Origin of the sequence: Raineya orbicola, assembly GCF_002843425.1 — a bacterium.
Classification (GTDB): Bacteria; Bacteroidota; Bacteroidia; order Cytophagales; family Thermonemataceae; genus Raineya; species Raineya orbicola.
Genome location: NZ_NKXO01000043.1, coordinates 1 through 22,862, shown reverse-complemented (window position 1 = coordinate 22,862; position 22,862 = coordinate 1). Strand labels below are relative to the sequence as shown.

22 protein-coding genes are annotated in these 22,862 nt (G+C 38.2%); 13 read left to right on the top strand and 9 right to left on the bottom strand.

The window, feature by feature from the left end; all coding sequences use genetic code 11:
* Window positions 1–125: 125 nt before the first annotated feature.
* Together Rain11_RS11755 and Rain11_RS11750 are read right to left on the bottom strand one after the other, a co-directional pair.
* Window positions 126–452, bottom strand: a complete 327-nt coding sequence (locus tag Rain11_RS11755; protein ID WP_101359562.1) for a hypothetical protein — start codon at window positions 450–452, stop codon at window positions 126–128.
* 28 nt (window positions 453–480) lie between these two features.
* The gene (locus tag Rain11_RS11750) at window positions 481–1,110 is read right to left on the bottom strand and encodes a DUF6252 family protein (protein WP_101359561.1); all 630 of its coding nucleotides are present in this window, start codon (window positions 1,108–1,110) and stop codon (window positions 481–483) included.
* Between the two features lie 350 nt (window positions 1,111–1,460).
* Between Rain11_RS11750 and Rain11_RS11745 the strand changes: the two genes are divergently transcribed.
* The 5 genes from Rain11_RS11745 to ftsZ all read left to right on the top strand — a co-directional run bounded on the left by Rain11_RS11745 (window position 1,461) and on the right by ftsZ (window position 7,868).
* A complete protein-coding gene (locus Rain11_RS11745; protein WP_243390589.1) occupies window positions 1,461–3,563 on the top strand; it encodes a M3 family metallopeptidase in 2,103 nt (700 codons plus the stop codon).
* Between the two features lie 94 nt (window positions 3,564–3,657).
* Window positions 3,658–4,089, top strand: coding sequence for a YbjN domain-containing protein (locus tag Rain11_RS11740; protein ID WP_101359560.1), 432 nt, complete (start codon window positions 3,658–3,660; stop codon window positions 4,087–4,089).
* 70 nt (window positions 4,090–4,159) lie between these two features.
* Window positions 4,160–5,776 carry an alkaline phosphatase PafA gene (gene pafA / locus Rain11_RS11735; protein ID WP_101359559.1) on the top strand — a complete coding sequence of 539 codons (1,617 nt, stop codon included), beginning with the start codon at window positions 4,160–4,162 and terminating at the stop codon, window positions 5,774–5,776.
* A gap of 72 nt (window positions 5,777–5,848) precedes the next feature.
* Window positions 5,849–6,043, top strand: coding sequence for a cold-shock protein (locus Rain11_RS11730; protein WP_101359558.1), 195 nt, complete (start codon window positions 5,849–5,851; stop codon window positions 6,041–6,043).
* Between the two features lie 265 nt (window positions 6,044–6,308).
* Entirely contained in the window at window positions 6,309–7,868 is a 1,560-nt protein-coding gene (ftsZ, locus tag Rain11_RS11725; protein WP_101359557.1) for a cell division protein FtsZ, read from the top strand.
* 34 nt (window positions 7,869–7,902) lie between these two features.
* On the opposite strand, the gene Rain11_RS11720 is transcribed toward ftsZ, so the two are convergent.
* The 3 genes from Rain11_RS11720 to lpxK all read right to left on the bottom strand — a co-directional run bounded on the left by Rain11_RS11720 (window position 7,903) and on the right by lpxK (window position 11,109).
* Window positions 7,903–9,102 (bottom strand): M20 metallopeptidase family protein, encoded by a 1,200-nt coding sequence (locus Rain11_RS11720; protein WP_101359556.1) that lies wholly within the window; start codon window positions 9,100–9,102, stop codon window positions 7,903–7,905.
* A gap of 86 nt (window positions 9,103–9,188) precedes the next feature.
* Complete coding sequence (locus Rain11_RS11715; RefSeq protein ID WP_101359555.1) at window positions 9,189–9,986, bottom strand: DUF4476 domain-containing protein; 798 nt, start codon at window positions 9,984–9,986, stop codon at window positions 9,189–9,191.
* A 76-nt stretch (window positions 9,987–10,062) separates the two neighbouring features.
* A complete protein-coding gene (gene lpxK / locus Rain11_RS11710; RefSeq protein ID WP_101359565.1) occupies window positions 10,063–11,109 on the bottom strand; it encodes a tetraacyldisaccharide 4'-kinase in 1,047 nt (348 codons plus the stop codon).
* A gap of 139 nt (window positions 11,110–11,248) precedes the next feature.
* Here lpxK and Rain11_RS11705 point away from each other — a divergent pair, with 139 nt between their 5' ends.
* The 4 genes from Rain11_RS11705 to Rain11_RS11690 all read left to right on the top strand — a co-directional run bounded on the left by Rain11_RS11705 (window position 11,249) and on the right by Rain11_RS11690 (window position 14,027).
* A complete protein-coding gene (locus tag Rain11_RS11705) occupies window positions 11,249–11,590 on the top strand; it encodes a hypothetical protein (protein WP_101359554.1) in 342 nt (113 codons plus the stop codon).
* A 107-nt stretch (window positions 11,591–11,697) separates the two neighbouring features.
* Entirely contained in the window at window positions 11,698–12,495 is a 798-nt protein-coding gene (locus Rain11_RS11700) for an SDR family NAD(P)-dependent oxidoreductase (RefSeq protein WP_101359553.1), read from the top strand.
* Window positions 12,496–12,596: 101 nt separating this feature from the next.
* Window positions 12,597–12,884 carry an Asp-tRNA(Asn)/Glu-tRNA(Gln) amidotransferase subunit GatC gene (gene gatC / locus Rain11_RS11695; protein ID WP_101359552.1) on the top strand — a complete coding sequence of 96 codons (288 nt, stop codon included), beginning with the start codon at window positions 12,597–12,599 and terminating at the stop codon, window positions 12,882–12,884.
* Window positions 12,885–12,923: 39 nt separating this feature from the next.
* Window positions 12,924–14,027: a bifunctional 3-deoxy-7-phosphoheptulonate synthase/chorismate mutase type II gene (locus Rain11_RS11690; protein WP_101359551.1), complete on the top strand. Its 1,104-nt coding sequence runs from the start codon at window positions 12,924–12,926 to the stop codon at window positions 14,025–14,027.
* A 135-nt stretch (window positions 14,028–14,162) separates the two neighbouring features.
* Here Rain11_RS11690 and Rain11_RS11685 read toward each other — a convergent pair whose 3' ends face one another.
* Entirely contained in the window at window positions 14,163–15,305 is a 1,143-nt protein-coding gene (locus Rain11_RS11685) for a cysteine desulfurase family protein (protein ID WP_101359550.1), read from the bottom strand.
* 139 nt (window positions 15,306–15,444) lie between these two features.
* On the opposite strand from Rain11_RS11685, the gene trpC reads away from it, so the two are divergent.
* From trpC to Rain11_RS11670, 3 genes are read left to right on the top strand one after another with little or no spacing between them, the layout of a single operon-like run.
* The gene (trpC, locus tag Rain11_RS11680) at window positions 15,445–16,314 is read left to right on the top strand and encodes an indole-3-glycerol phosphate synthase TrpC (RefSeq protein ID WP_101359564.1); all 870 of its coding nucleotides are present in this window, start codon (window positions 15,445–15,447) and stop codon (window positions 16,312–16,314) included.
* A 7-nt stretch (window positions 16,315–16,321) separates the two neighbouring features.
* On the top strand, window positions 16,322–17,422 hold the full coding sequence (locus tag Rain11_RS11675) for a hypothetical protein (RefSeq protein WP_133121585.1): 1,101 nt from the start codon (window positions 16,322–16,324) through the stop codon (window positions 17,420–17,422).
* Window position 17,423: 1 nt separating this feature from the next.
* Window positions 17,424–18,629: an MFS transporter gene (locus tag Rain11_RS11670; RefSeq protein WP_101359548.1), complete on the top strand. Its 1,206-nt coding sequence runs from the start codon at window positions 17,424–17,426 to the stop codon at window positions 18,627–18,629.
* Here Rain11_RS11670 and Rain11_RS11665 read toward each other — a convergent pair.
* Window positions 18,619–19,716 (bottom strand): FecCD family ABC transporter permease, encoded by a 1,098-nt coding sequence (locus Rain11_RS11665; protein WP_243390588.1) that lies wholly within the window; start codon window positions 19,714–19,716, stop codon window positions 18,619–18,621. The genes Rain11_RS11670 and Rain11_RS11665 overlap by 11 nt on opposite strands.
* Window positions 19,717–19,721: 5 nt before the next feature.
* Window positions 19,722–19,982, bottom strand: coding sequence for a type B 50S ribosomal protein L31 (locus Rain11_RS11660; RefSeq protein ID WP_101359547.1), 261 nt, complete (start codon window positions 19,980–19,982; stop codon window positions 19,722–19,724).
* Window positions 19,983–20,092: 110 nt separating this feature from the next.
* Between Rain11_RS11660 and Rain11_RS11655 the strand changes: the two genes are divergently transcribed.
* Entirely contained in the window at window positions 20,093–21,256 is a 1,164-nt protein-coding gene (locus tag Rain11_RS11655; RefSeq protein ID WP_101359546.1) for a formimidoylglutamase, read from the top strand.
* A gap of 150 nt (window positions 21,257–21,406) precedes the next feature.
* Here the strand turns inward: Rain11_RS11655 and Rain11_RS11650 are convergent, their stop codons facing one another.
* Window positions 21,407–22,519, bottom strand: a complete 1,113-nt coding sequence (locus Rain11_RS11650) for an ion channel (RefSeq protein WP_101359545.1) — start codon at window positions 22,517–22,519, stop codon at window positions 21,407–21,409.
* Between the last annotated feature and the right edge of the window lie 343 nt (window positions 22,520–22,862).

Sequence of the window (22,862 nt, the reverse complement as noted above, 5' to 3'; positions counted from 1 at the left end):
AGAGGTAATTGACTCATATGATTAAATATTTAAAAAGTACAACTCAAAGTTAATCATTTTTTCAATTACCCTAAGTTTTTTTATTTAAATCCCTTGAAAACAATAAGTTAGACTTATAATTCACGTTAATGAATCAGCCCCAAAAGAAGCATATTTCTTTCTGATTTGTAGCGTATCCAGTTACGGATTTGCTCCAACCTAAGCATTTCTTTGTTGTTGTAAGAAGCCTGATACAACTCATAATACGCTTGTATAAAATGCTCGTAATGAGAAGTATCTTTTCTACCATTTTGCCCGAATGTTTGCAAACCTGCAAAAGGCATTACACGATTGTAGAGTATGCCTGTTTTTACTTTTTCTTTAGGAATGATAGCATCTATTTGAGCTTGATTGACCTGTGCTTGTGAGCTTAAACACAAAAGCCAAAAAATGAAAATGAGATATCGTTTCATAAATTTTTAAGTTTTAGATTTTGAATGTTTATTGATTTTGTACATCAAAGCGACCATTGGTAATTTCAATGATTTCGCCAGTGGCTGGTCTGCGAGCCTTGAAAAAGAAAGTGCCTGAAACAATTTTATTTACCGTATCGGCACGCGTGATAGTTACCTCGCCTGTATATTCGCTGTCGGTTGCATAAACTGCCGTTTCGGAAGGGCTAATGTACTTGTAAAAAATAGCGTGATTAGGAGGACATACAACCGTAGGAGCACCAGGAGTTGTGTATTTCAAAGGATACTTACCCGTTTTATTACCCACATTTTCTAAGTAAATACTAAAATCCCAACCATCTTTTCTGTAAGTTCTAATCCATACTTGTAATTCTCTACCATTACAATAGTTTGTCAAATACCCTCCTGTAACAGGTTTAGCTCCACCAAAGCCACCGCTGCCATCAGGGATGTAGGGTTTGCCATCAATCAGGCAACCGAAGGTGTTCGCACTTGTCTGGGTTTCGGGGGGTAAGGGGTCGGGGTTTACTTCTTTTTTGCAAGATTTGCAAGAGGGGAGGGAAAATAAAAGAGCATAGGCTAAAAGCCTCCACCCCCAAGTACGCCTCTCTAAAAGAGCGACTCGGCTTTCTTTGCAGGTTTGGGTTTTGTACAACATAAAACTAAAATTTAAAGATTAAACAAAAAATTACAGAAGCAAGAACTTCTATTGTTTTCTACGTAAAAACACTAAAAAAAATTTCAGAGAAAGATATGAAAAAATTATTAAATTTTATCAACTGGAAATGAAAAAAATCTTCAAAGACTTTATTTTAGCTAAAAGATTTTATTTTGAGTTTTGATATTATGCCCGAATACAATTGATTCAAGAAAGTTTTTATCCCTAAATCTCTTTCCTCAAAAGCGTGAGAAACTTTTACTCGCTCCTAAAAAACAATTTACACTGTAAAGTGGATAATTTTTTTTATTTTTAGGCTTCCTTTTGTATGGTTCAAAAACGCAATGCTTATGCTAAAAAAGTTTTTATTCCTACCGCTTATTTTTTCAGGTTTTTCGTTGTATTCTCAAAACGCAAAAATTATGAACAATCCGCTTTTAGAAGAATGGAACACTCCAAATCAAGTAGTTCCTTTTGATAAAATCAAGACTGAACATTTCAAACCCGCTTTGGAGCAAGCTATTCAGGAAGGGAAAAAAGAAATTGAAGCCATAGCTGGCAATTCTGCCCCTGCCACTTTTGAAAATACCATTGTTGCTCTGGAAAATTCAGGTGAGCTGGTGAATAGGGTTTCTACCATTTTATTCAACCTCAATTCGGCTGAAACTTCACCCGAATTACAAAAAGTTGCCAAAGAAATTTCGCCAATGCTTTCTGAATATCAAAACGATATTTTGCTAAACGAAAAACTCTTTTTGCGTATCAAAGCCGTTTATGAAAAACGTAATCAGCTCAATTTGGACAAAGAAAGTCAGATGCTTTTAGAAAAAACTTACAAACGATTTGTACGTAATGGAGCTAACCTGAACCCAAGCCAAAAGCAACTCTTGCGAGATATAGACAAACGTCTTTCAGAGCTTACTTTGCAATTTGGTGAAAATGTTTTGAATGATACCAACGAATTTCTTTTACATATTACAGACGAAAAAGATTTGGAAGGCTTACCCGAATTTGTACGCGAAGCCGCCAAAGCCAACGCCAAAAAACGAAACAAAGAAGGTTGGGTTTTCACCTTGCAAGCCCCCAGCTACACACCTTTTATGACCTATTCGGCTCGCCGTGATTTACGCCAAAAACTTTTTATGGCGTATAATACAAGAGCTTTCAAAAACAATCAGCACAATAATAGCTCGGTAATGCGTGAAATTGTGAGCCTTCGCCACCAAAGAGCCAAACTTTTAGGATATACTTCCCACGCCCATTTTGTATTGGAGGAGCGAATGGCTCAAAGTTCCGAAAATGTCAATAAATTTTTAGATGAACTCTACACCTACGCCAAACCTGTTGCCGAGAAACAAATGCAGGAACTACTGGAATATGCCAAAAAGCAAGGTTTCTCTGAAAATCGCCTGCAGCGTTGGGATTATGCCTATTATGCAGAAAAACTCAAAAAAGAAAAGTTCAATATTGATGATGAAGCCCTGAAACCTTATTTCAAGCTGGAAAATGTATTGCAAGGGGCTTTCAATACTGCGGGCAAACTTTTCGGACTTACGTTCAAAGAAGTAACAAATATCCCTGTATTCCATTCGGAAGTGAAAACTTATGAAGTATATGATGAAAATGGCAATTTTCTTGCCGTTCTCTACACCGACTTTTTCCCACGCGAGGGCAAGCGGAGCGGAGCGTGGATGACAAGTTACCGAGAGCAAAAAATTTTTAAGGGGAAAAACATTCGTCCTCACGTATCTCTTACCTGCAATTTTACACGCCCCACCGATACCAAACCTTCACTACTTACGTTTCAAGAAGCTACTACGCTTTTTCACGAATTCGGGCATTGCTTGCACGGCATACTTGCCAATACCACCTACCAAAGCCTTTCAGGAACAAATGTAGCTTGGGATTTTGTGGAACTTCCCTCACAAGTTTTTGAAAATTGGATACAAGAACCCGAAGTGCTTGCAACTTTTGCCAAACATTACCAAACAGGTGAGGTAATTCCTACTTCAATGGTAAAAAAACTGCGAGAAGCCGCTAATTTTATGGAAGGCTATGCTACTATGCGACAACTTTCTTTTGCTATGCTGGATATGGCTTGGCACGGCAAAGATAATGGCGAAATACAAGATATTTTGAATTTTGAAAAGCAGGCTATCAGCAAAACAGATTTATTTCCTGCCGTAGAGGGCATCTGTATAAGCTCTGCCTTCAATCATATTTTTGCAGGAGGCTATTCGGCAGGATATTACAGCTACAAGTGGGCAGAGGTATTAGATGCCGACGCTTTTGAACTATTTGAGCAAAAAGGAATTTTTAACAAAGAAGCCTCACAACGCTTCAAAGAAATGCTTTCCAAAGGTGGAAGTGAGCCTCCAATGGAGATTTACAAGCGTTTTCGTGGGCAAGACCCCAGCCCCAAAGCATTGCTCAAAAGAGCAGGATTACTCTAAAAAATATTTCTGCAAAACCTTTGAAAGAATGTAAGAAAAACATTAGATTTGTAGCAATCTGTTTAACCTTTTTTTTCACCCAAAAATCGCAATTATGACTACTCGTGAGCAAGTAGAAGAAATGATTGACCGTTACGTGGTATCGGTAGGTCTGACCAAAGAGGGTACTTACAACCCTGAAAGAAGAGCTTGGTATTGGACAATCGGCTCTGCCAAAATTGAAGTTTTCATTCAGGCTATTCCTATGAAAGATGGTTCTCAAAGAAACTTTTTACGAATTTTCTCCCCTTTGATGCAAGTCCCTAAACACGATGAACTTCGTTTCTACCGCCATCTCCTTGAACTTAACGACTCTAAACTTGGCGTAAAACTTACCATTATGCCCGGCTCCGATACCGTGTACGCCACTTATGAGCGTGATATACAAGGTATTGATTACGATGAAGTTTCTACTTGCATCGCCGATTTAGAGTGGTGGGCTGATACGCTTGATGACCAACTGAAACAGCAGTTTTTCGGCAGATAAAATTCAAAAGGCAGAATGTTCTGCCTTTTTTTGTTACCAAACACTCCCTTCACTTCAACCTATTTGCTTTATGAAAAAAATTCTTGTTTTCGCCGTTTTACTTGCAAGTTTTCAAGTAAGTTTTTCACAGAAAACTCAAATTCCTGCTAAACCCAAATTAGTTGTAGGCATTGTGATAGACCAAATGCGTTATGACTTCCTCTATCGCTATTACGATAGCTACTCGGAAAAGGGTTTCAAGAGGCTACTAAAAGAAGGCTTTAACTGCAAGAACAATCATTATCACTACGCTACTACCTACACAGGACCCGGACACGCCGCCATTTATACAGGTTCTATTCCTGCTATCAATGGCATTGTTGGTAATGAATGGTACGAACTTTCAGGAAAGCTCACGTATGTAGTAGAAGATAGTCTTGTACAGAGCATAGGTACTAACGGAACAGCAGGCAAGATGTCTCCTCGTAATATGCTTACTACCACTATTACCGACCAACTCAGATTTGCTACTCAATTTCGTTCCAAAGTGATTGGTGTTGCCATCAAAGATAGAGGTGCTATTCTGCCCGCAGGACACACCGCCAACGCCGCCTATTGGTACGAAAGCCAAACAGGAAATTGGATAAGTAGCACGTATTATATGCAAGATTTACCCGAATGGGTGAAAAAGTTTAATCAATCAGGCAGAGCTAAACAACTATTGCAAATATGGCAACTCGCTCAAAGTAGCTACAAAAATGCTGAAGAAGACCTCCAAACTTACGAAAGAGCTTTGGAAGGAGAAAAAAGTGCTGTTTTCCCACACCAAATCAATTCTTTTAGTTTGCTTGCTAGTTCCCCTTGGGGCAATACCCTTACCAAAGAATTTGCTTTGGAGGCTATCCGAAACGAAAAACTTGGCAAAGGAAGCGAAACAGATTTTTTGTGCATTAGTTTTTCATCCACGGATATTGCAGGACATAGCTTTGGTCCCTTTTCGGTAGAAAATCAGGATATGTATGTACGTTTAGACCAAGAAATTGGCGATATTTTGACATTTCTTGATAAAGAATTTGGCAAGGACAACTACTTACTATTTCTCACCGCCGACCACGGCATAGCCGATGTAGCAGGTTTTGCACAAAAAAATAAAATCCCCGCAGGCTCTGCTTCAGGTTCCGATCATTTGCAAATTTTGCAAGTGGCAATAGAAAAAAAATTTGGTCAAGGAAAATGGATTTTATACACCGAAAATCAGCAATTGTACCTTAATCATAGCCTTTTAGAGCAAAAAAAAGTGAGCGTAAAAGAAATTTACGAAGTGGTACGAAAAACTCTACTTCGCCAGCCTGAGGTGTATAGCGTTGTAAATTTATGGGATAATGAAATAGAACAATCCCTGCCTGATTATTATGCTTCTATGGTGAAAAATATGTATCACCCCAAACGCTGTGGCGAGATAATGATACTACTGAAACCTGCTTGGTATTATGGTTTTAGCAAAGGAGGCACAACTCACGGCACTTTTTACAATTATGATACTCACGTACCTTTGCTTTGGTTTGGTTGGAAAACCCCCATAGGCGAAACTTCTAAACGCACGCATATTGCTGATATTGCCCCCACCATCGCCACAATGCTCAACTTACTTGAACCAAATGGTTGCATAGGCAACCCTATTGAAGAAATGCTAAAAAATTTGAAATAAAAACCTAAATTCTTTGTTTTTACCAATTATTCGGCGTACCTTTGTGCATAAACATTTTTATTTCAAATTACAATGCAAAAAGGAAAAGTAAAATTTTTTAATGAAACCAAAGGTTTCGGTTTCATTAAAAGTGCTGAAAGTCAGCAAGATGTGTTTGTTCACGTATCAGGGCTTATCGACGAAATCCAACAAGATGACGAGGTAACCTTCGAAGTAGAACAGGGCAAGAAAGGCTTAATTGCCGTGAATGTGAAATTGATAAAGTAAGTATTCCCTCATATATCTGAAATACCGAATTACATCACATTTCACTTGAAGTCAAGGGCAGGCAAAAAACCTGCCCTTAACTTTTTACTACTTTTAATCTTAAACTTTGCAAAGTAAAAAATGTAATTTAACGAAAATATCTTGCACGAAAATAAAAACACCAAAAAATTTTGTTTTCTCAAAACATTTCTTTTACTTTGAGTTTGGAAAAGTATCTTTTTCTCAAAGCAAGCAAACAGCTCTTAAACCGAAATACTTACTTTATATGTCTTATACATTTGTCAAACAAAATTTTCAAGGCAAGTCTATTATCAAAGTAATTGGCGTGGGCGGTGGTGGTAGCAATGCGGTCAATCATATGTTTAATAGAGGCATTAAAGATGTAGAGTTTGTAGTATGCAATACAGATGCTCAGGCTCTTAATGCCAGCCCTGTGCCTACTAAATTACAGATAGGGATCAATCTTACTGAAGGTTTGGGTGCAGGAGCCAATCCCGAAAAAGGTAGAGAAGCGGCTTTGGAAAGTAGAGAGGATATCAGAGAATTGCTTGCCAATCATACGAAAATGGTGTTTGTAACAGCGGGTATGGGTGGTGGTACGGGTACGGGTGCCGCTCCTGTCATTGCCCAAATTTCACGCGATTTGGGTATTCTGACCGTAGGTATTGTTACTGCTCCTTTCAGTTTTGAAGGTAAAAAGAAAATTGAACAAGCCAAACAAGGAATAGATGAATTACGCAAGTATTGCGATACACTCATTATTATTTCAAATGATAAATTGAGAGAAGTCTATGGCAATCTCTCTATGTCCAATGCATTTGCACAAGCAGATAATATCTTGCTCACTGCCGCCAAAAGTATCGCTGAGCTTATCACGGTTCCCGGTTATGTAAATGTGGATTTTGAAGATGTAAAAACCATAATGACCAACTCGGGTACTGCCGTAATGGGTTCTGCCAAAGCCGAAGGGGAAGATAGAGCTTCCAAAGCAGTAGAAGAAGCCCTCAATTCACCATTACTTAATAATCGTGATATACGTGGAGCAAAAAAAATGCTTGTTTCCGTAATGTCCTCCGACAAGGCAGAACTGCGATTAGATGAATTTACGACCGTAATGGACTATATTACCGAAAAAATAGGTGGAGAAGCTGATAATGTAATCTGGGGGCAAGGCATAGACCCTACCCTTGGAGAGGCTGTTCGTGTAACGGTTATCGCCACAGGTTTTGTAGGAGAAGTTGATAGTCCTTATGAAAAAAAAACAAATGATACCAAAATCATACACGATTTAGAAACAGGCTCCAAAAAAGTGCAAGAATTGGTAGAACCTGATGAAAAAATTAGCTCTATTCCTACCATTCACCCTAAAAAGACACAAGACCAAAACGAAGAGAAAATAGAGAAAATAGAGAAAAAAGAAAAAGAAGTAGTATTTGAAATTAGCCCTCAAATAGAAAACGTAAGCATTGAAAAACCTATTGCAGAAAGCATACCCGAAAAAATTGTGTATAACTTGGAGGAAAAAGCACCCGAAAAAACAGCCCAAGATTTGAAAAAATTAGAAGAAGAAAAAGCTAAACAAGAGCTGAAACGCAAAGAAGAAGAATCTGCAAAAAAACGATTAGAAATTCTTAAATCTTTGAGCAATAACTATGAGAATTCCTCCGAAGATATCAAATACAAAAGTGATGTGCCTGCATTCAAACGTAGAGGGATTCAGCTAGAAGAAGTAAAACTTTCAGATAAAGAAATTTCTCGGTATAGTTTAGACGGCGATAACCAAATTACAACCAACAATAAATTTTTTACCGATAAACCCGATTAAAAATCTGCTAAAAAAGCCTGTAAGAAACAATTTCTTACAGGCTTTTTTCTAAACTCTGCAAAGCAATCCAAGCCATAAGCCCTGCACCTATTTCAAGGGCTTGCTCGTCAATATCAAAAGTAGGTGTATGTACGCCCGAAACAATGCCTTTTGCTTCATTGCGAGTACCCAAACGATAGAAACAGGCATCAGCTATTTGCGAATAGTAAGCAAAATCTTCTGCCGCAAGCCAAATATCTAAATCTACTACATTTTCTTTTCCTAAATACATCTCTGCCCAAGATTTCGCTTTTTGCGTAAGCAAAGGGTTATTTTTCAGAAAAGGATAGCCACGCCTTACTTCAAATTCACACCTGCCACCCATTGCTTCAGCTATGCTTTGAGCCATTTTTACCATTTTTTCGTGAGCCGTATTTCGCCAAGTTTCATCAAAAGTTCGGAAAGTGCCTTCTAAATACACTTCATTAGGCAAAATATTCGTTGCTCCATTCGCAATTACTTTTCCAAAAGAAAGCACCGAAGGAATTTTGGGAGGGGCATTGCGACTAACAATTTGTTGTAAAGCTACAATGATATGTGAGGCTATCAGAACTGCATCTACGCAATTTTCAGGCATAGCGGCGTGCCCGCCTTTTCCAATAACTTTTACATAAAGTTCATCGGCACTTGCCATATACATACCTTCCCGAAACCCTACCTTACCCACAGGCAAAAGAGGCATTACGTGTTGTCCGAAAATTGATTGGGGTTTAGGGTTTTCTAAAACGCCTTCTTGTATCATAAGCGATGCTCCTCCGGGTATTCTTTCCTCACCGGGTTGAAAGATAAGCCTAACGGTTCCTTCAAAATGATCTTTAAGTTCTTGTAAAATTTTGGCACAACCCAAAAGCGAAGCCGTATGCACATCGTGTCCGCAGGCGTGCATTACTCCTTCATTTTGAGATTTGTAGGGAACATCATTTTCCTCTACAATGGGCAGAGCATCAATATCGGCACGCAAAGCTATTGTTTTATTATGAGGATTTTTCCCTTGAATAGTAGCTACAATCCCTGTACCCGCTACCCCAGCCTTGAACTCAATATCATAATTTTTCAAATGCTCTGCAATGTATTCTGCAGTTTTATACTCCTGAAAAGAGAGTTCGGGGTGGGCGTGTAAATGCCTACGATGTTTTTGTATATCAGCAAAATGAGCTTTTGCCAAATTTTGAACAATTTCAGGGTTGATAGTCATTTTTTTGTCGTTTTGAAAGAAAATAAAAATGAAACCCCATAAGAAACGAACTTACGAGGCTTTTTATTGAAATAACACTGCTTTTTTTATTTTTTTTCTAAAAACTCAAAAAGTTCTTTACGAGCTTCGTTAGTTTTCAGACTGCGAGATACTTTGGTGTAATATTGGTAGCGGTCATACACATAATCGTAAGCAAACTTAGCGAGTTCCAGACGTTCTTTTTCAAAACCAATAAGACTTACCATTTCAGCTATTTGCTCGGAAGAGAAATATCCTGTGTTTTTCATTGAAAATTTAGCGATTCGCAATTTCTCCTCATCATTGGGTTCTTCTTTCATATTGCGTTTAATCTCCTCAAATTCGCTATCCAGAACACGCATAGCATAACGGTCAGTGGGCATAGGTTGCTCAGATTTATTGGCTTCAGGCTGATTTTGTGGTTCTGGATTGGGCTTTTGGGTAGGATATTCCTGCTCATCTGTCTCTTCCCTTCGTGGATTTGGAAAAGTCGGAAAAGGATTGCGAAAAATAGGTTCAGGGAAACGAAAAATTCCCGTAAAATCATTCAAGCCCTGCAAACTTAGCCTGTATTTGCCTCGCTTTTTGCGAAGCACAAAGGAAAGATTATTAAAGCCAAACAAAGGAATTTTTTTCTCTAAAACAATAGGCTCAGCCTGATGATTAACAACTATCTTTATCCAGTAAAAGCCGTCCCAAAGATTATCGGCACGAGCATATAAAGAAGGAGTAGCATTGACAAGATTTCCATTGACATACATCATAAACGGCTCTCCTTCAAGACTTTGCACAGCAATAGATGAAAATTGCCCAAAGCAATGAGAAACTCCCCAAAAAAACGAAGCTATTAGTAAATTTTTTAGCATAACAGGTGTATTTTAGACAAAACACCTTCAAATTTGATACCAAATTTAGCAAAAAATATTCTGATTTCCAAGATTTTTAGTTGTCTTTTTCTTGAAAGAACTTTAAGCGTTCTTGCAAGAAATTTCTGAAAAAGTAGCTATCCTCTTTATCCAAAAAACTAACTTCCAAACCAATACAAAAAATACGACTTTTGTATTTCTCTAAAAAATCCATTTTTTGCAGTTTTACAGCATCTTTTTCGGTACAAAGCAAGAAAGTTTCAGGGTTTTGCTCTAAAAATTCGCTCAAAATGGCTACATCTTGCCTGCTAAAAAAATAATGGTCAGGGAAAATGAAATGCTTTTGTACATTGAAATGCTCCCGCATATCTCTTTCAAAATAATGAGGCTGAGCTATCCCTGAAACCAAAGCTACTTTTTGCAAAATTCCTTCGTTTTGGGTAACAATACTGCGAGGTTTTCCGTACTTAAAATGTGTAAAAAGCACTCTACAAGCAGGAGCATATTTTTGTATATTTTGCTTGATATTTTCTTTTTCTGTTTCAGAAATCTGTTGTGGGCATTTGGTTACGATAATCAAATCGGCTCGGCGGGCTTGCTTGCGGCTTTCGCGAAGTCTGCCCATAGGAAGCAGATAATCTTGATAGAACAGATTTTTGTAGTCGGTAAGTAAAATTTGAAGATGTGGTTTTATGCTTCGGTGCTGAAAGACATCATCAAGCAAAATCATTTGCGTTTCGGGCTGTAGAGCCAAAAGTTCGGGAATTGCCAAAATTCTCTCTTCGCCCACGCAAACATTTATTTTATCGCCAAATTTAGCATACAATTGCAGGGGTTCATCTCCTATTTCTTGGGCAGAACTTTGGGGCGTTGCTAATCGAAATCCTTTGGTTTTTCTACCATACCCTCTACTTAACGTAGCAATTTTATATTCTGATGCAAACAAATGTATCAAATACTCAATGAAAGGCGTTTTACCTGTACCACCCACTCTCAAATTTCCTACACCAATAGTGGGCAAATCAAACCGAACGGATTTAAGTCTGCCTGTATCGTAAAGCCAATTTCGTAAATCTGTTATCAAGCCATACAATATAGCGAAGGGTAAAAGTAAATATCGCATTGTATAAAATTTTGACAAAATTACGTTTTTCCAAAAAATTTTTGGCAAGAAATTTGTATGTTAATTTAATGTTAATTATTTTTGTATTCTATTTTAACAAAAAAATGATGGTTTCACCAATTAACTAATTTTATGCGAAATGAAAAACACAGAAAAAAAGCTCTTTTTGGTCAATGGTGTGTGGCTGGTAGCCCCCGAAAATAGCTTGGCAAATGCTGAAAGCCTCGAAAGGTTCTACAAACGCCAAAAGCTATTTATTCGTTGGGCAAAGCGTTTTATGGTAGGTCCTGTATTGGGCTTGATGATTGCCTTTGTGTTTTTACAAATGCAACAACCTTTGTGGATTAGTGCAGTCATAGGAAGCATCGTAGGCATAGGCGGGCTGGTTGCTCCGTTCAAGTATGTCAAGAATTCTTATTGGCTTGTGCTGGTTATTTTATATGGATTTCTCATAAGTCAAATGATTGTAGGTAGATTTTAGAAAATTTTGCAAATACATTCAAGACCTATAAGAATATTCCCAATCTTATAGGTCTTTTTTTTCGCGAATAAATTTTCGTTTATTTGCAAAAAAAAAAATTCGCTATAATGAATATTAGTGTAGAATTTGCCCTTATCACTGGTGGCAGTCGGGGATTGGGAAAAGCTATTGCCGAAAATTTTGCTCAAAGAAAAATACCTATCATTCTGGTTGCCTTACCTGAAAAAGTCTTAATAGAAACAGCTCAATACTTACAAAATACTTACCAAGTTGATGTAAAAACCTTTGGTATAGATTTAACCGAGCAAGATGCCCCACAAAAAGTTTTTGATTTTGTGCAAGAAAACAAACTCAAAGTAAAATATCTTGTCAATAATGCAGGAATAGGTTATACAGATAAATTTGAGAGACTTTCTACAAATTTCCTTGACAAATTGCTAAAAATTAACACAATTGCCGTTACACAGCTTACGAGATTGTTTATTCCTGCACTTGCCGAAAGCTCTCCCGCTTACATTTTGAATGTTGCCAGTATGGCAGGGCTTTTTACAATGCCTTACAAAGCCGCCTATTCAGCCTCAAAGCACTATGTCATAGAATTATCTTTTGCCCTGCGTGAAGAATTAAAAGAGAAAAATATCAGCGTAACGGTTGTATGCCCAGGTGGTATAATGACAAACCCTGAAGTTTTAGAACGAGTGGAACAAATGGGTAATTTGGGCAAAATACTAACTGCAAGCCCCGATTTTATTGCCAAAGTAGCTGTAAAAGCAATGATGAATAAAAGAAAATTTATTGTTCCCAAATGGCAAGTAAAATTTTATAGCTACCTGCGTTGGGTTTTTCCTAAAACTTGGCAAGCCAAAATTATTGCTGGTGCTTTAAGAAAAAAAATAGAATCATAACTTACTCAAAAACAGCATTCACTCTCTTACTTTTCTAATTTTGCACTTTTTTGCATTTGTGGAAAAAGATTGTTAGGTTTGTTCCATAAACGTGAAATAATATGAAAATAAATCAGGAAATTTTATCCAGCATTGCCCACTTGGCTCGTTTAGAAATTGAGCCTAATCGTGAAGAGGCTATGATGAATGAATTAAGCAAAATTCTGACTTGGATGGAAAAACTCAATGAAATTGATACCGAGCAGGTAGAACCTCTTACACATATTTCTGCTGAAATCAATATTTTTAGAGAAGATGAGCCAGCCCCTTCACTTGACCACGAAAAGGCTTTGCTCAATGCCCCCAAACGAGATGCAAACTATTTCCGTGTTCCAAAGGTTATAGAGTAAGAAAATGATTTTTTGACGAAAATTTTAGACTAAAATTTTATGGAATTTGAGTTAGATATATTGCCTCTTTCCGTATGGCTTCCCCACCAAGAGGCGGCTATTATTGCAGGACCTTGTAGTGCTGAAACCGAAGAGCAACTGGTTGCAACTTGCCTGCAACTAAAAGATTTAGGCGTGAGTGCCTTACGTGCAGGCATTTGGAAACCTCGTACAAGACCGGGCAATTTTGAAGGACACGGCGAAATAGCCTTGCCTTGGGTGCAAACCGTCAAGAAACTTGTAGATTTACCTTTTGCTATTGAAGTCGCAACTCCCCAACATATAGAACTTGCCCTGAAATATGGCGTAGATATTCTTTGGATTGGTGCAAGAACTACCGTCAATCCCTTTAATGTGCAAGATTTGGCAGATGCTTTGCAAGGAGTAGATGTGCCTGTAATGATAAAAAACCCTGTCAATCCTGATTTAGCCTTATGGATTGGAGCGATAGAGCGTATTCATAAAGCAGGCGTTCGTAAAATAGCGGCTATTCATAGAGGATTCTCTTCTTTGCAGGAAAGTAAATATCGCAACCCACCAAATTGGCAAATTCCCTTGGAGCTCAAAAGAATTTTCCCACATTTGCCCCTGCTTTGCGACCCCAGCCATATTACAGGTGATAGAAAAATGGTTGCCAAAGTAGCTCAAAAAGCCCTTGATTTGAACTACGATGGCTTAATGATAGAAACACACATCACCCCCGATAAGGCTTGGAGTGATGCCAAACAACAAGTAACCCCCAGTGAATTGGAAGAAATGATCCATTCTTTCAATTTTAGAAAGCAAAAAACTGATGATATTGAATTCAATAATCGCCTTGATGAACTTCGCAAACAGATTGACGAATTAGATAGAGAACTTGTAGAAATTTTAGCTACTCGTATGTACTTGGTAGAGCAAATAGGCGAATATAAACGTGAAAACAATATTAGCATTTTTCAAATAGAGCGTTGGGACGAGATTTTCCGTACTCGCCCCCAATGGGCTGAAAAAATGAAGCTCAACAAAGAACTTATCCAAGAAATTTACAAGCTCATTCACGTAGAATCTATCCGAAAGCAAACCGAAGTAATGAGCCAAATACCTGAAAAAATAAAAGCATAAACCCAAAAATTAAGGCAACCAAAATGGTTGCCTTTTTTAATATGTTCCACGTGAAACATTTTCGCTTTACAAGTTTTTCATTGTTCCACGTGGAACATTCTTTTGTACCCAAACCTTAATGTTCCACGTGGAACGTTAAGCCGTTTTGGGTGTGTATAATTCTGCAAGTTTTTGTGTAGCAAATTCAATTTCTTGGGGGGTGTTCATACGACTGAATGAAAAGCGTACCGCAGGGCGTTCCGCAGGAACTTTCAAGGCTTCTAATACGTGTGAGCGACCTTCTGAACCCGAAGAGCAAGCACTTCCTCCCGATGCCGAAACGCCTGCAATGTCTAAATTAAAAAGCACCATACTTGCTGTTTCAGAGGGAGGCAAACTTACATTCAGTACTGTATAAAGGCTTTTTTCTATATTTCCACTCATTCCGTTAAATTGCACCCCCTCAATGCTTGCCTGCAAACCTTCTATCATTTGTTTTTTCAAGCCTTTGATGTAATTTTGGTGTCCTTGCATATCTTGGTAAGCGAGTTCAAGAGCTTTGGCAAGCCCAATAATACCCGCAACATTTTCAGTGCCTCCTCGCATATTGCGTTCTTGTGAGCCACCTGTAATGTAAGCGTGAATTTTAGATTTTTGACGAATAAACATAAAGCCCACCCCTTTGGGTCCGTGGAATTTATGAGCGGCACCCACTAAATAATCCAGTGGAGTTTCTTTAAGATTATGAACATAATGCCCCATTGTTTGCACGGTATCGGAGTGAAAATAGGCTTTGTAATGCTTGCACATTTCGGCTACTTCTTGCAAAGGCAAAAGATTGCCTACTTCGTTATTGCCGTGCATAAGCGAAACCAAAGCATTTGGATATTGAGCGAGGAGTTTTTCCAAAGAAGTGAGAATAATATTCCCTTTTTCATCTAAATCTACATAATGCAAAGGTATTTGCTTTTGATGGCTGATTTCTTCTAATGTATGCGAAACGGCGTGATGCTCAATAGGCGATGAAATGAGATGTTTTATTTGCATAGTTTCTACAGCACCCCATAAAACACAATTATCGGCTTCGGTGCCTCCTGATGTGAAAAATATCTCCGAAGGACTTGCGTACAAAAGCTCGGCAATGGTTTTGCGGGCTTTTTCTATTTCTGCTCTTACGTGTCTGCCGTGCCAATGTGTAGAAGAAGGGTTGCCAAAATTTTCAGTGAGAAAGGGAAGCATTGCATCTACCACCATTTTATCAATAGGTGTAGTAGCGGCGTTGTCCAGATATACTCGCATAAAAATTGTTTTTACGCAAAGGTAACTAAAAAAAATACAATTTTCAAATTTTTAATAGCACGAAGTTTTTACGAAATATCACTGCAAAATTTGTTTTTTCGTGGTAATTTTCTCATATTGCTTGATAAATTCTATTTTTATGCTCAATATTTTAGAACAAATTGTTGTATTCAAACGCACTGAAATTTCTTTACGAATGACCCACTATCCTGAAAGCAAGTGGGAAAACACCCCTGAATATGTACGCAAATGCTATTCTTTGAAAGAATCTTTACGTAAAGGAAACGCTTCACAGATTATAGCAGAATTCAAACGGCAATCACCTTCCAAAGGCATTATCAATAATAAAGCGGGGGTAGTAGAAACTACACGTGGGTATGCACAGGCAGGAGCAAGCGGACTTTCTATTCTGACTGATAAAAAATTTTTTGGTGGCTCGGTACAAGATTTGCAAATCGCCCGAGCAGGTCTGGAAGTGCCTATTTTGCAAAAAGACTTCATTCTCACTACTTACCAAATTACTGAAGCCAAAGGAGCAGGTGCTGATGTTATTTTACTAATTGCCGCTATCCTCACCGAAGGACAAATCCGAGAACTCTCACAATTTGCACAAGAATTGGGTATGGAAGTTATTTGCGAGGTTCATAACGAACAAGAATTGCAGAAAGCCCTTGTGCCTACGGTAGATATTATTGGCGTAAATAACCGAGATTTGCGAACTTTCCGAACCAACTTGGAAATTGCTAAAAATTTGGCAGATAAAATTCCTTCGGAGTTTCTCAAAATCGCTGAAAGCGGCATTGAAAAAGTGGAAGATATTGTAATGCTAAGAGAATTTGGATATGAAGGTTTTTTGATAGGTGAAAGTTTTATGCAGCACGAAAAGCCCGCCACCATACTTGCCGAATGGGTACAAAATTTGCCCCCTTTGCCCAAAAAAGCTATTACAGAAAGTTCTGATATAGGAATGGAAGAAAGTAATCAAACTTCGCAAGATGAGCCAAACTAAAACCAAATTGAATAGTACGCAAAATCAGAAGGGAGCGGTGAAATATTCACTGCTTTCCGTAGCAAAAATGCTTATTTTATTTTTACGCCTTACAAGCGAGCAGACCTCTCTGCTTTTCAAACGTAAAATTGAGGGAAAAAGAACCATTAGCGAATGGCTTAGGCTCTTTGAACAACTTGCCGAATTTGATAAACACGCTGATAATAGCCGAAAAGTGTTTATTATGCACGTATGGATAGGAGTAGTGCTCAGTTTTTTTGCAATGGTAATAATTATAGGAGTAGAAAATACCGCTTTGCTGGATATATTATGGCGAGTAGTGCTTCTTTTTCTACTCCTACACTTGCTTCTCTATTGGATATTGAAAAAATTTGATTTAAGCAATCGCTTACGAACCTTCTTTGTGCCATTGCTCAAAATACTTGCTCGCGAAAGTGAAGAGCAAAGCCTTCTGACACTGACAATGGAGCTTGCTTCCTCAGAAAATAAAAAATTTTTGACATCAAATACTCGTACCCCACCTAAAAAAGTATTTTCTTGGAGCAAGATATGGTTAGGGCTAATTATTGTAAATATTATAGCATTTTTTTGGGTGATGAGCATTGAACCTGGCGAAGGCTTCTATTTTGTATTTGCCTTTATTTTTTTGTTCATTGCCTTCGCTGTGTCAGTAGCATTGAAAACATATCCCATCGTAATTACAAAAATCTATACTTATCCTTGGCTTATTTTTTCTCTAAAAATGGCTGATGATACCACGCTTGCCGTAGAAATGACAGATACCCTGATAGTACGAAAAGTACATAAAAAAAACTTTCGGGGAAAAGTAAAAACAAAAGTAAAAAAAATCATAAGACGCCGAGATAAAATTACTATTAGCTTTGAAAAAGATGAGTACGAAGTGGCTAAAGCACAAAATATTTCAAACGAAAAATCCAAGAAAAAAGATGTTTTGCTCAATAAAAGCAATGAAAAAAGACACGTGTTTCGGATAGAAAATAGAGAAAAAATTCTTGTAAAAAACGATACAGACACTGAACCCTCTTTGCAAGCCTTTCTTGCAAAAATTGCAAAAGCATACCAAACAATGCAACCTATTGAAAACTAAAATGTTGAAAAAAAATTATTCCACAAAAAACGCTCTTTTTGTTCTATTTCTGACTATATTCATTGATTTGCTTGGTTTTGGTGTAGTTATTCCGATACTCCCTAATTTTGCAAGAGAATTGGAGGCAAGTTCTTGGCAGATAGGACTTCTGGTAGCTTCCTACTCGTTAATGAATTTTGTTTTTGCTCCTTTTTGGGGGACTTTAAGCGATAAAATCGGCAGAAAACCTGTTATTCTTATCAGTGTAGCCCTGACAGGAGTAGCTTATATCATTTTTGCATACGCTGATGCCTTGTGGCTCTTGTTTGCTTCAAGGATTGTAGCAGGAATTGGCTCGGCTAATATTGCCGCCGCACAAGCCTATATCGCCGATATTTCGCCGCCACATCAGAGAGCCAAAAACTTTGGCATTATAGGAGCGGCTTTCGGTTTAGGACTTATCATAGGACCCACCATTGGCGGAATAGTAAATGATGCTTACGGCATTGTGGCAGTAGGTTGGCTCATTGTTTCGCTATGTTTTATCAATCTGTTGGTAGCGTTTTTCCTACTTCCTGAAACTATTGCCGAAAAGAATGTTTCTATAAAATTGAAAATCAATCCTTTACAAGATTTGCGTTTAGCATTACGCCGCGAAGACATCAAAAAACTTTTATGGCTTTCTTTTGGCTTTATTGCGGCTTTTATGATGATACAGCCCACTTTGGCTTTGCTTTGGAAAGAACAAGCAGGCTTGAACGATAAGCAAAATGGTTATGCTTTTGCCTTTATGGGGCTGATTACGGCACTGATGCAAGGGGTTTTCGTTGGCAAACTGAACAAAAAATTTGGCGAACATCGTTTGCTGATATTTGGTTGTGCGGCTCTTACCATTTCAGGAGTGATTTTTCCTTTGTTTGCCTCTCTTGATTGGTTTATACCTTTTGAGCTTTTGGCTATTGTTTTTTCGGGAGTATCAAGTGGCTGTTTTGTGCCTGCTCTCAATGCCTTGCTTTCAAAAGCTGTTTCAGAGCAGGAGCAAGGAAAAGTTCTGGGTATCAATCAGTCTTTTGGGGCAATTGCCCGCATCATAGGACCCGCCTTTGGGCTTTCCATTTATGATATAGATTTTCATTTACCTTACTGGGTAGCGGCACTCGTGGCTGTTTTGCTTTGGTATGTTGTAAAATTTATTCCTCAAATGCTTAGCTCAAAAGTTAAAACCTAAAACTCCGCCTAATTACAATCCAAATTACAATGGGCGAGCCTAAAAGAGAAGTTACCAAATTGATAGGTAAAGCAAAATTTGCAAACAAATTGTAAGCCAGAATATCGCAGAAAAGCAAAACGCTTGCCCCAAGCAGTGTAGATGCAGGAAACAGCGTCCAATGATTAGCCGTTTGAAACAAACTACGAGCCAAATGTGGTACAGCCAAACCTACAAAACCTATCGGTCCGCAGAAAGCAGTCGTAACCCCCGAAAGTACGCTCACAACCACAATCAACACCCAACGCAACTTACGTATATTTACGCCCATACTCCGAGCATACATTTCTCCTAAAAGCAGAGCATTGAGTTTTTGGGTTTGCAAAAAGAGCAATAACAAGCTCATAGCTACTAAAAAAGCCAAAACAGCAATCTGCGAGTAATTCGTACCTGCCAAACTGCCAAATGACCACCACAAAAAATCCCTGATTTGCTCAGGACTGCTCAAAAATTGCCACAGCCCTATCAGCGAAATTGCCAAACTGCCAAGCATTAGCCCAACAATCAGCAAAGTTGTATTATTCCACACAAAACGGCTCATTAGTAAGAGCAAAAGCATTACGAGCATCGCTCCCAAGATAGCTATTATCGCCACGAAGCTATTTCCTACAAGCCCCCACTGCTGAAAAGCCGACCAAGAAATTCCCGAACTCAATGTAATAGAGGCTACACCCAAACTCGCCCCCGCCGAAACCCCCAATTCCGAAGGACTTGCCAAAGGATTAGCAAAAAAAGTTTGCATCACAAGTCCCGCCACCGAAAGAGCTACCCCTACTAAAACGGCTGTCAGTGCTTTGGGCAAGCGAAGTTCCCACACAATAAACTTCCAAGTTGCGTTTTCTTGTAAGCCTGATAAGGTTTTTACGATTTCAGTAAAAGGGATAGAAACCGAGCCTACTGCAACGCTTGACGCAAACAATATTAGCAAAGCTAAAACCAATAAAAGCCAATTAAATGTAGCAAAATTCCCTTTCACGTTGTAATAGTTTGCAACAAGAAAAGGGCGAACTATACGGCTCGCCCCTCTCTTGTGTAATGAATAAATCAAAAAGTTTATTTTTTGGGAGATTGCTTTTTAGCAAGTCTTTGATTGAATTTATCTACACGTCCCGCTGTATCCACAAATACTTTCTTACCTGTGAAGAAAGGGTGAGAGTGTGAGCTAATTTCTACCTTAATAACAGGATATTCTTTGCCATCTTCCCACTTGATGGTTTCTTTGGATTTCATTGTAGAACGCGTCAGAAATTTGAAATCACTGCTCAAGTCCCAAAAAACCACTTCACGATATTCAGGGTGAATGTCTTTTTTCATAACCAAATGCTTTTATGTTCCCAAAAATTAGGTTGCAAATGTAGTAATAAAAATTGGAATTACCAAAAAAAAATTAAATATTTGAAGCCAAGCCACCAAATTATCCGCTTATGATAGATTTGATGATTTTTTTCAATAATCTTGATGAAGAGCTTTGGCAAAACTGCAAAGAAGATGTAACCTGCATTTACAACCAAATCAGTATTCACGCTCATCAGTTTCCGAATTGGCAAGAAGCTGATTTGGCTATTATCGGATTGATAGAAGAAAGAGGAACACAACGAAACATCGGTGTAGCAGGTGCCGCTGACGCTTTTCGCAAGCATTTTTACAAACTTCGCAAAAGCAAAGTTTCTTACAAAGTAGTAGATTTAGGCAATTTGCGTCCTGCTCCGAGTTTGCAAGAAACTTATCAGAGGCTCAAAGTAGTTTGCGAGCTACTGCTTGCCGAAAATACCATTCCTGTAATCATTGGTAGCTCAAATGATATGATGATAGGACAATTTTGGGCGTATCAGGGCTTGGAACAGCCCATTTCCATTGCGAATATTGATTGCACCGTAGATGTAGATGAACTGGATAACGAACCCAACAAAAAACATCTTTTACAAATTCTGACGCATCAGCCTAATTACTTGTTCAATTTCAGTCAGGTGGGGCATCAGGGGTATTTGTGTTCGGCGAGCTTTTTGGATATTTTTGAAAAAATGTATTTTGATGTTTATGGGGTTGGCAAAATTCGTGAAAATCTCCTGAACGTAGAGCCTGTTATACGTGATGCCGATATGGTAGCCATAGATATTTCTGCTATTCGCAAAGCCGATGCAGGAGCAAGCATTTATGCCCAACCCTTCGGACTGACCTCGGACGAAATGGCTCAACTCTGCTGGTATGCAGGTATTAGCCCCAAAGTTAGTTCTATTGGATTTTATGAGTATAACCCGCAGTTAGATACACACGGGCATAATGCACAAGTTTTGGCGGTATTGGTATGGTATTTTATAGAAGGTTTTTATCATCGTAAGCCCAAATTAGACCTCAAAAATACCCCTGATTTTCAAAAATTCATTGTTCCGCTTACTGAAAGTGTAAATGCCCCTACGCTTACCTTTTACAAGCAACTTTCCACAGGCTATTGGTGGTTGGAAGTGCCTTACACTACTATTCAGGTTGAGCCTATACTCATTGCTTGCTCATATCAAGATTACCTTTCCGCTGTGGAAGGTGGTATCATTCCCGACAGATGGATAAGCTCACAAGCGAAAATGCCCTAATTTCAAGTGTTCTGCAAGCGATTTCATTTTAAAAAATAAACTCAAAAAAATATAAACCTGCCCAAAAACCACCCCTGCCCCTCCTTGATAAGGAGGGGAAAATTAAAAGCAAATAGTTTTAGGAATAAAAAAATCAATAGCTTGCCTTTCTCAGCCCATCAGTTGCGTTATCAGACTTGCACTGAATATGGTGAGCATTGTCCAACCAAATACCCCCTCCAACACTACCAAATACTTCGCTATCCCCTTTGCTTTTATTTCTCCATACCCCAATGTTACAAAACAATTCATACTCAATGCCAATGAGTTCAAAACTCGCATAAACAAACCCCAAAACAGCAACAAAACTATCGCTACGAATATACGCATACTCACCCACATACGTTTCTTTCTGCTCATCTCTTGCCAATTGCCTCGCGTGAAATCTATTCGCTTCAAAAACCACTTCTGCAAGTTATAGTACAATTTCGCCGAAAAAAACAATGGCTGTAAGAAAAAAGCTAGCACACTCGGCACATTGCCCGTGCTTAACTCCAATGTTTTCCGAAAACTCTCCAAATTATCTAACTTCTTCTGCACTTCTTCTGAATATATCTCCGTAAAGCCACCCTCTTTTTGCAGAGCCAAGCCCCAACGTTGCAATGCACCCCGAAACTCCGATGGTTGCAAGTAATCTTTACTGCTTGCAAAAAAACACAAAAACAAAGCAAATAGCAACATTATCCTAATAGAATGCGAAAGTGCCAAAAAGGGATTGGTGCCATACTCACAAAGGTAATCCAATAACTCATTGAATTTCCATTGCAACCACAAATCTAAATTGGTGCGATTTTTGGAATACAAATACCCCAAACGCCTCGTCTCCAAGCGTTTCAAGGCTACAAAGCAAGCATTGTAAGAAACTTTATCGTTTTGGTCTCTGTACACTTTCAGAAACTTGTTGTAGTAAGTTACCAAATGGTCATACTCTATTTCATCGGCTAACTCCTGATGTGTGTTGCCGTAATACACTGTTGTTTTGCCTTTCTTTATCTCCGTACTCAACCCTTTTTGGAATTGTTTGTAGGGAATGTAAGCGTTTTCAAGATTGATGATATTACGTGCAAAGCCACTTTTAGCACTTCCACTGCCCAAAGAAAAATCATTCCTGAACTCGTTATTTTCTAAAAAAAACTCTTCTGATACCTTACAACCTATCAGATAAAAGTGAGAATTGAATACCGAGTTACTGATACTTAATTTTTCGCAAGATACATCTTGCAAGCCTGCTTCATTCCATATTTTGTCATTCTTCTTTTTCCACTCATCGGGAACTTTTTCAAAAGTACAGCTATCTATCTTAATCTGTTTGGCATTAAATGATGAAATAGAAAGACCATATTCAAAAGTTTCATTTTTTTCGCCTACAATAAAATGGCAGTTTTTTATGGTGATGTTTTCAGCGAAATTGTTATTTCTCGGACTCCGAATCCTTAATCTAACGTGAATTATAAGTCTAACTTATTGTTTTCAAGGGATTTAAATAAAAAAACTTAGGGTAATTGAAAAAATGATTAACTTTGAGTTGTACTTTTTAAATATTTAATCATATGAGTCAATTACCTCT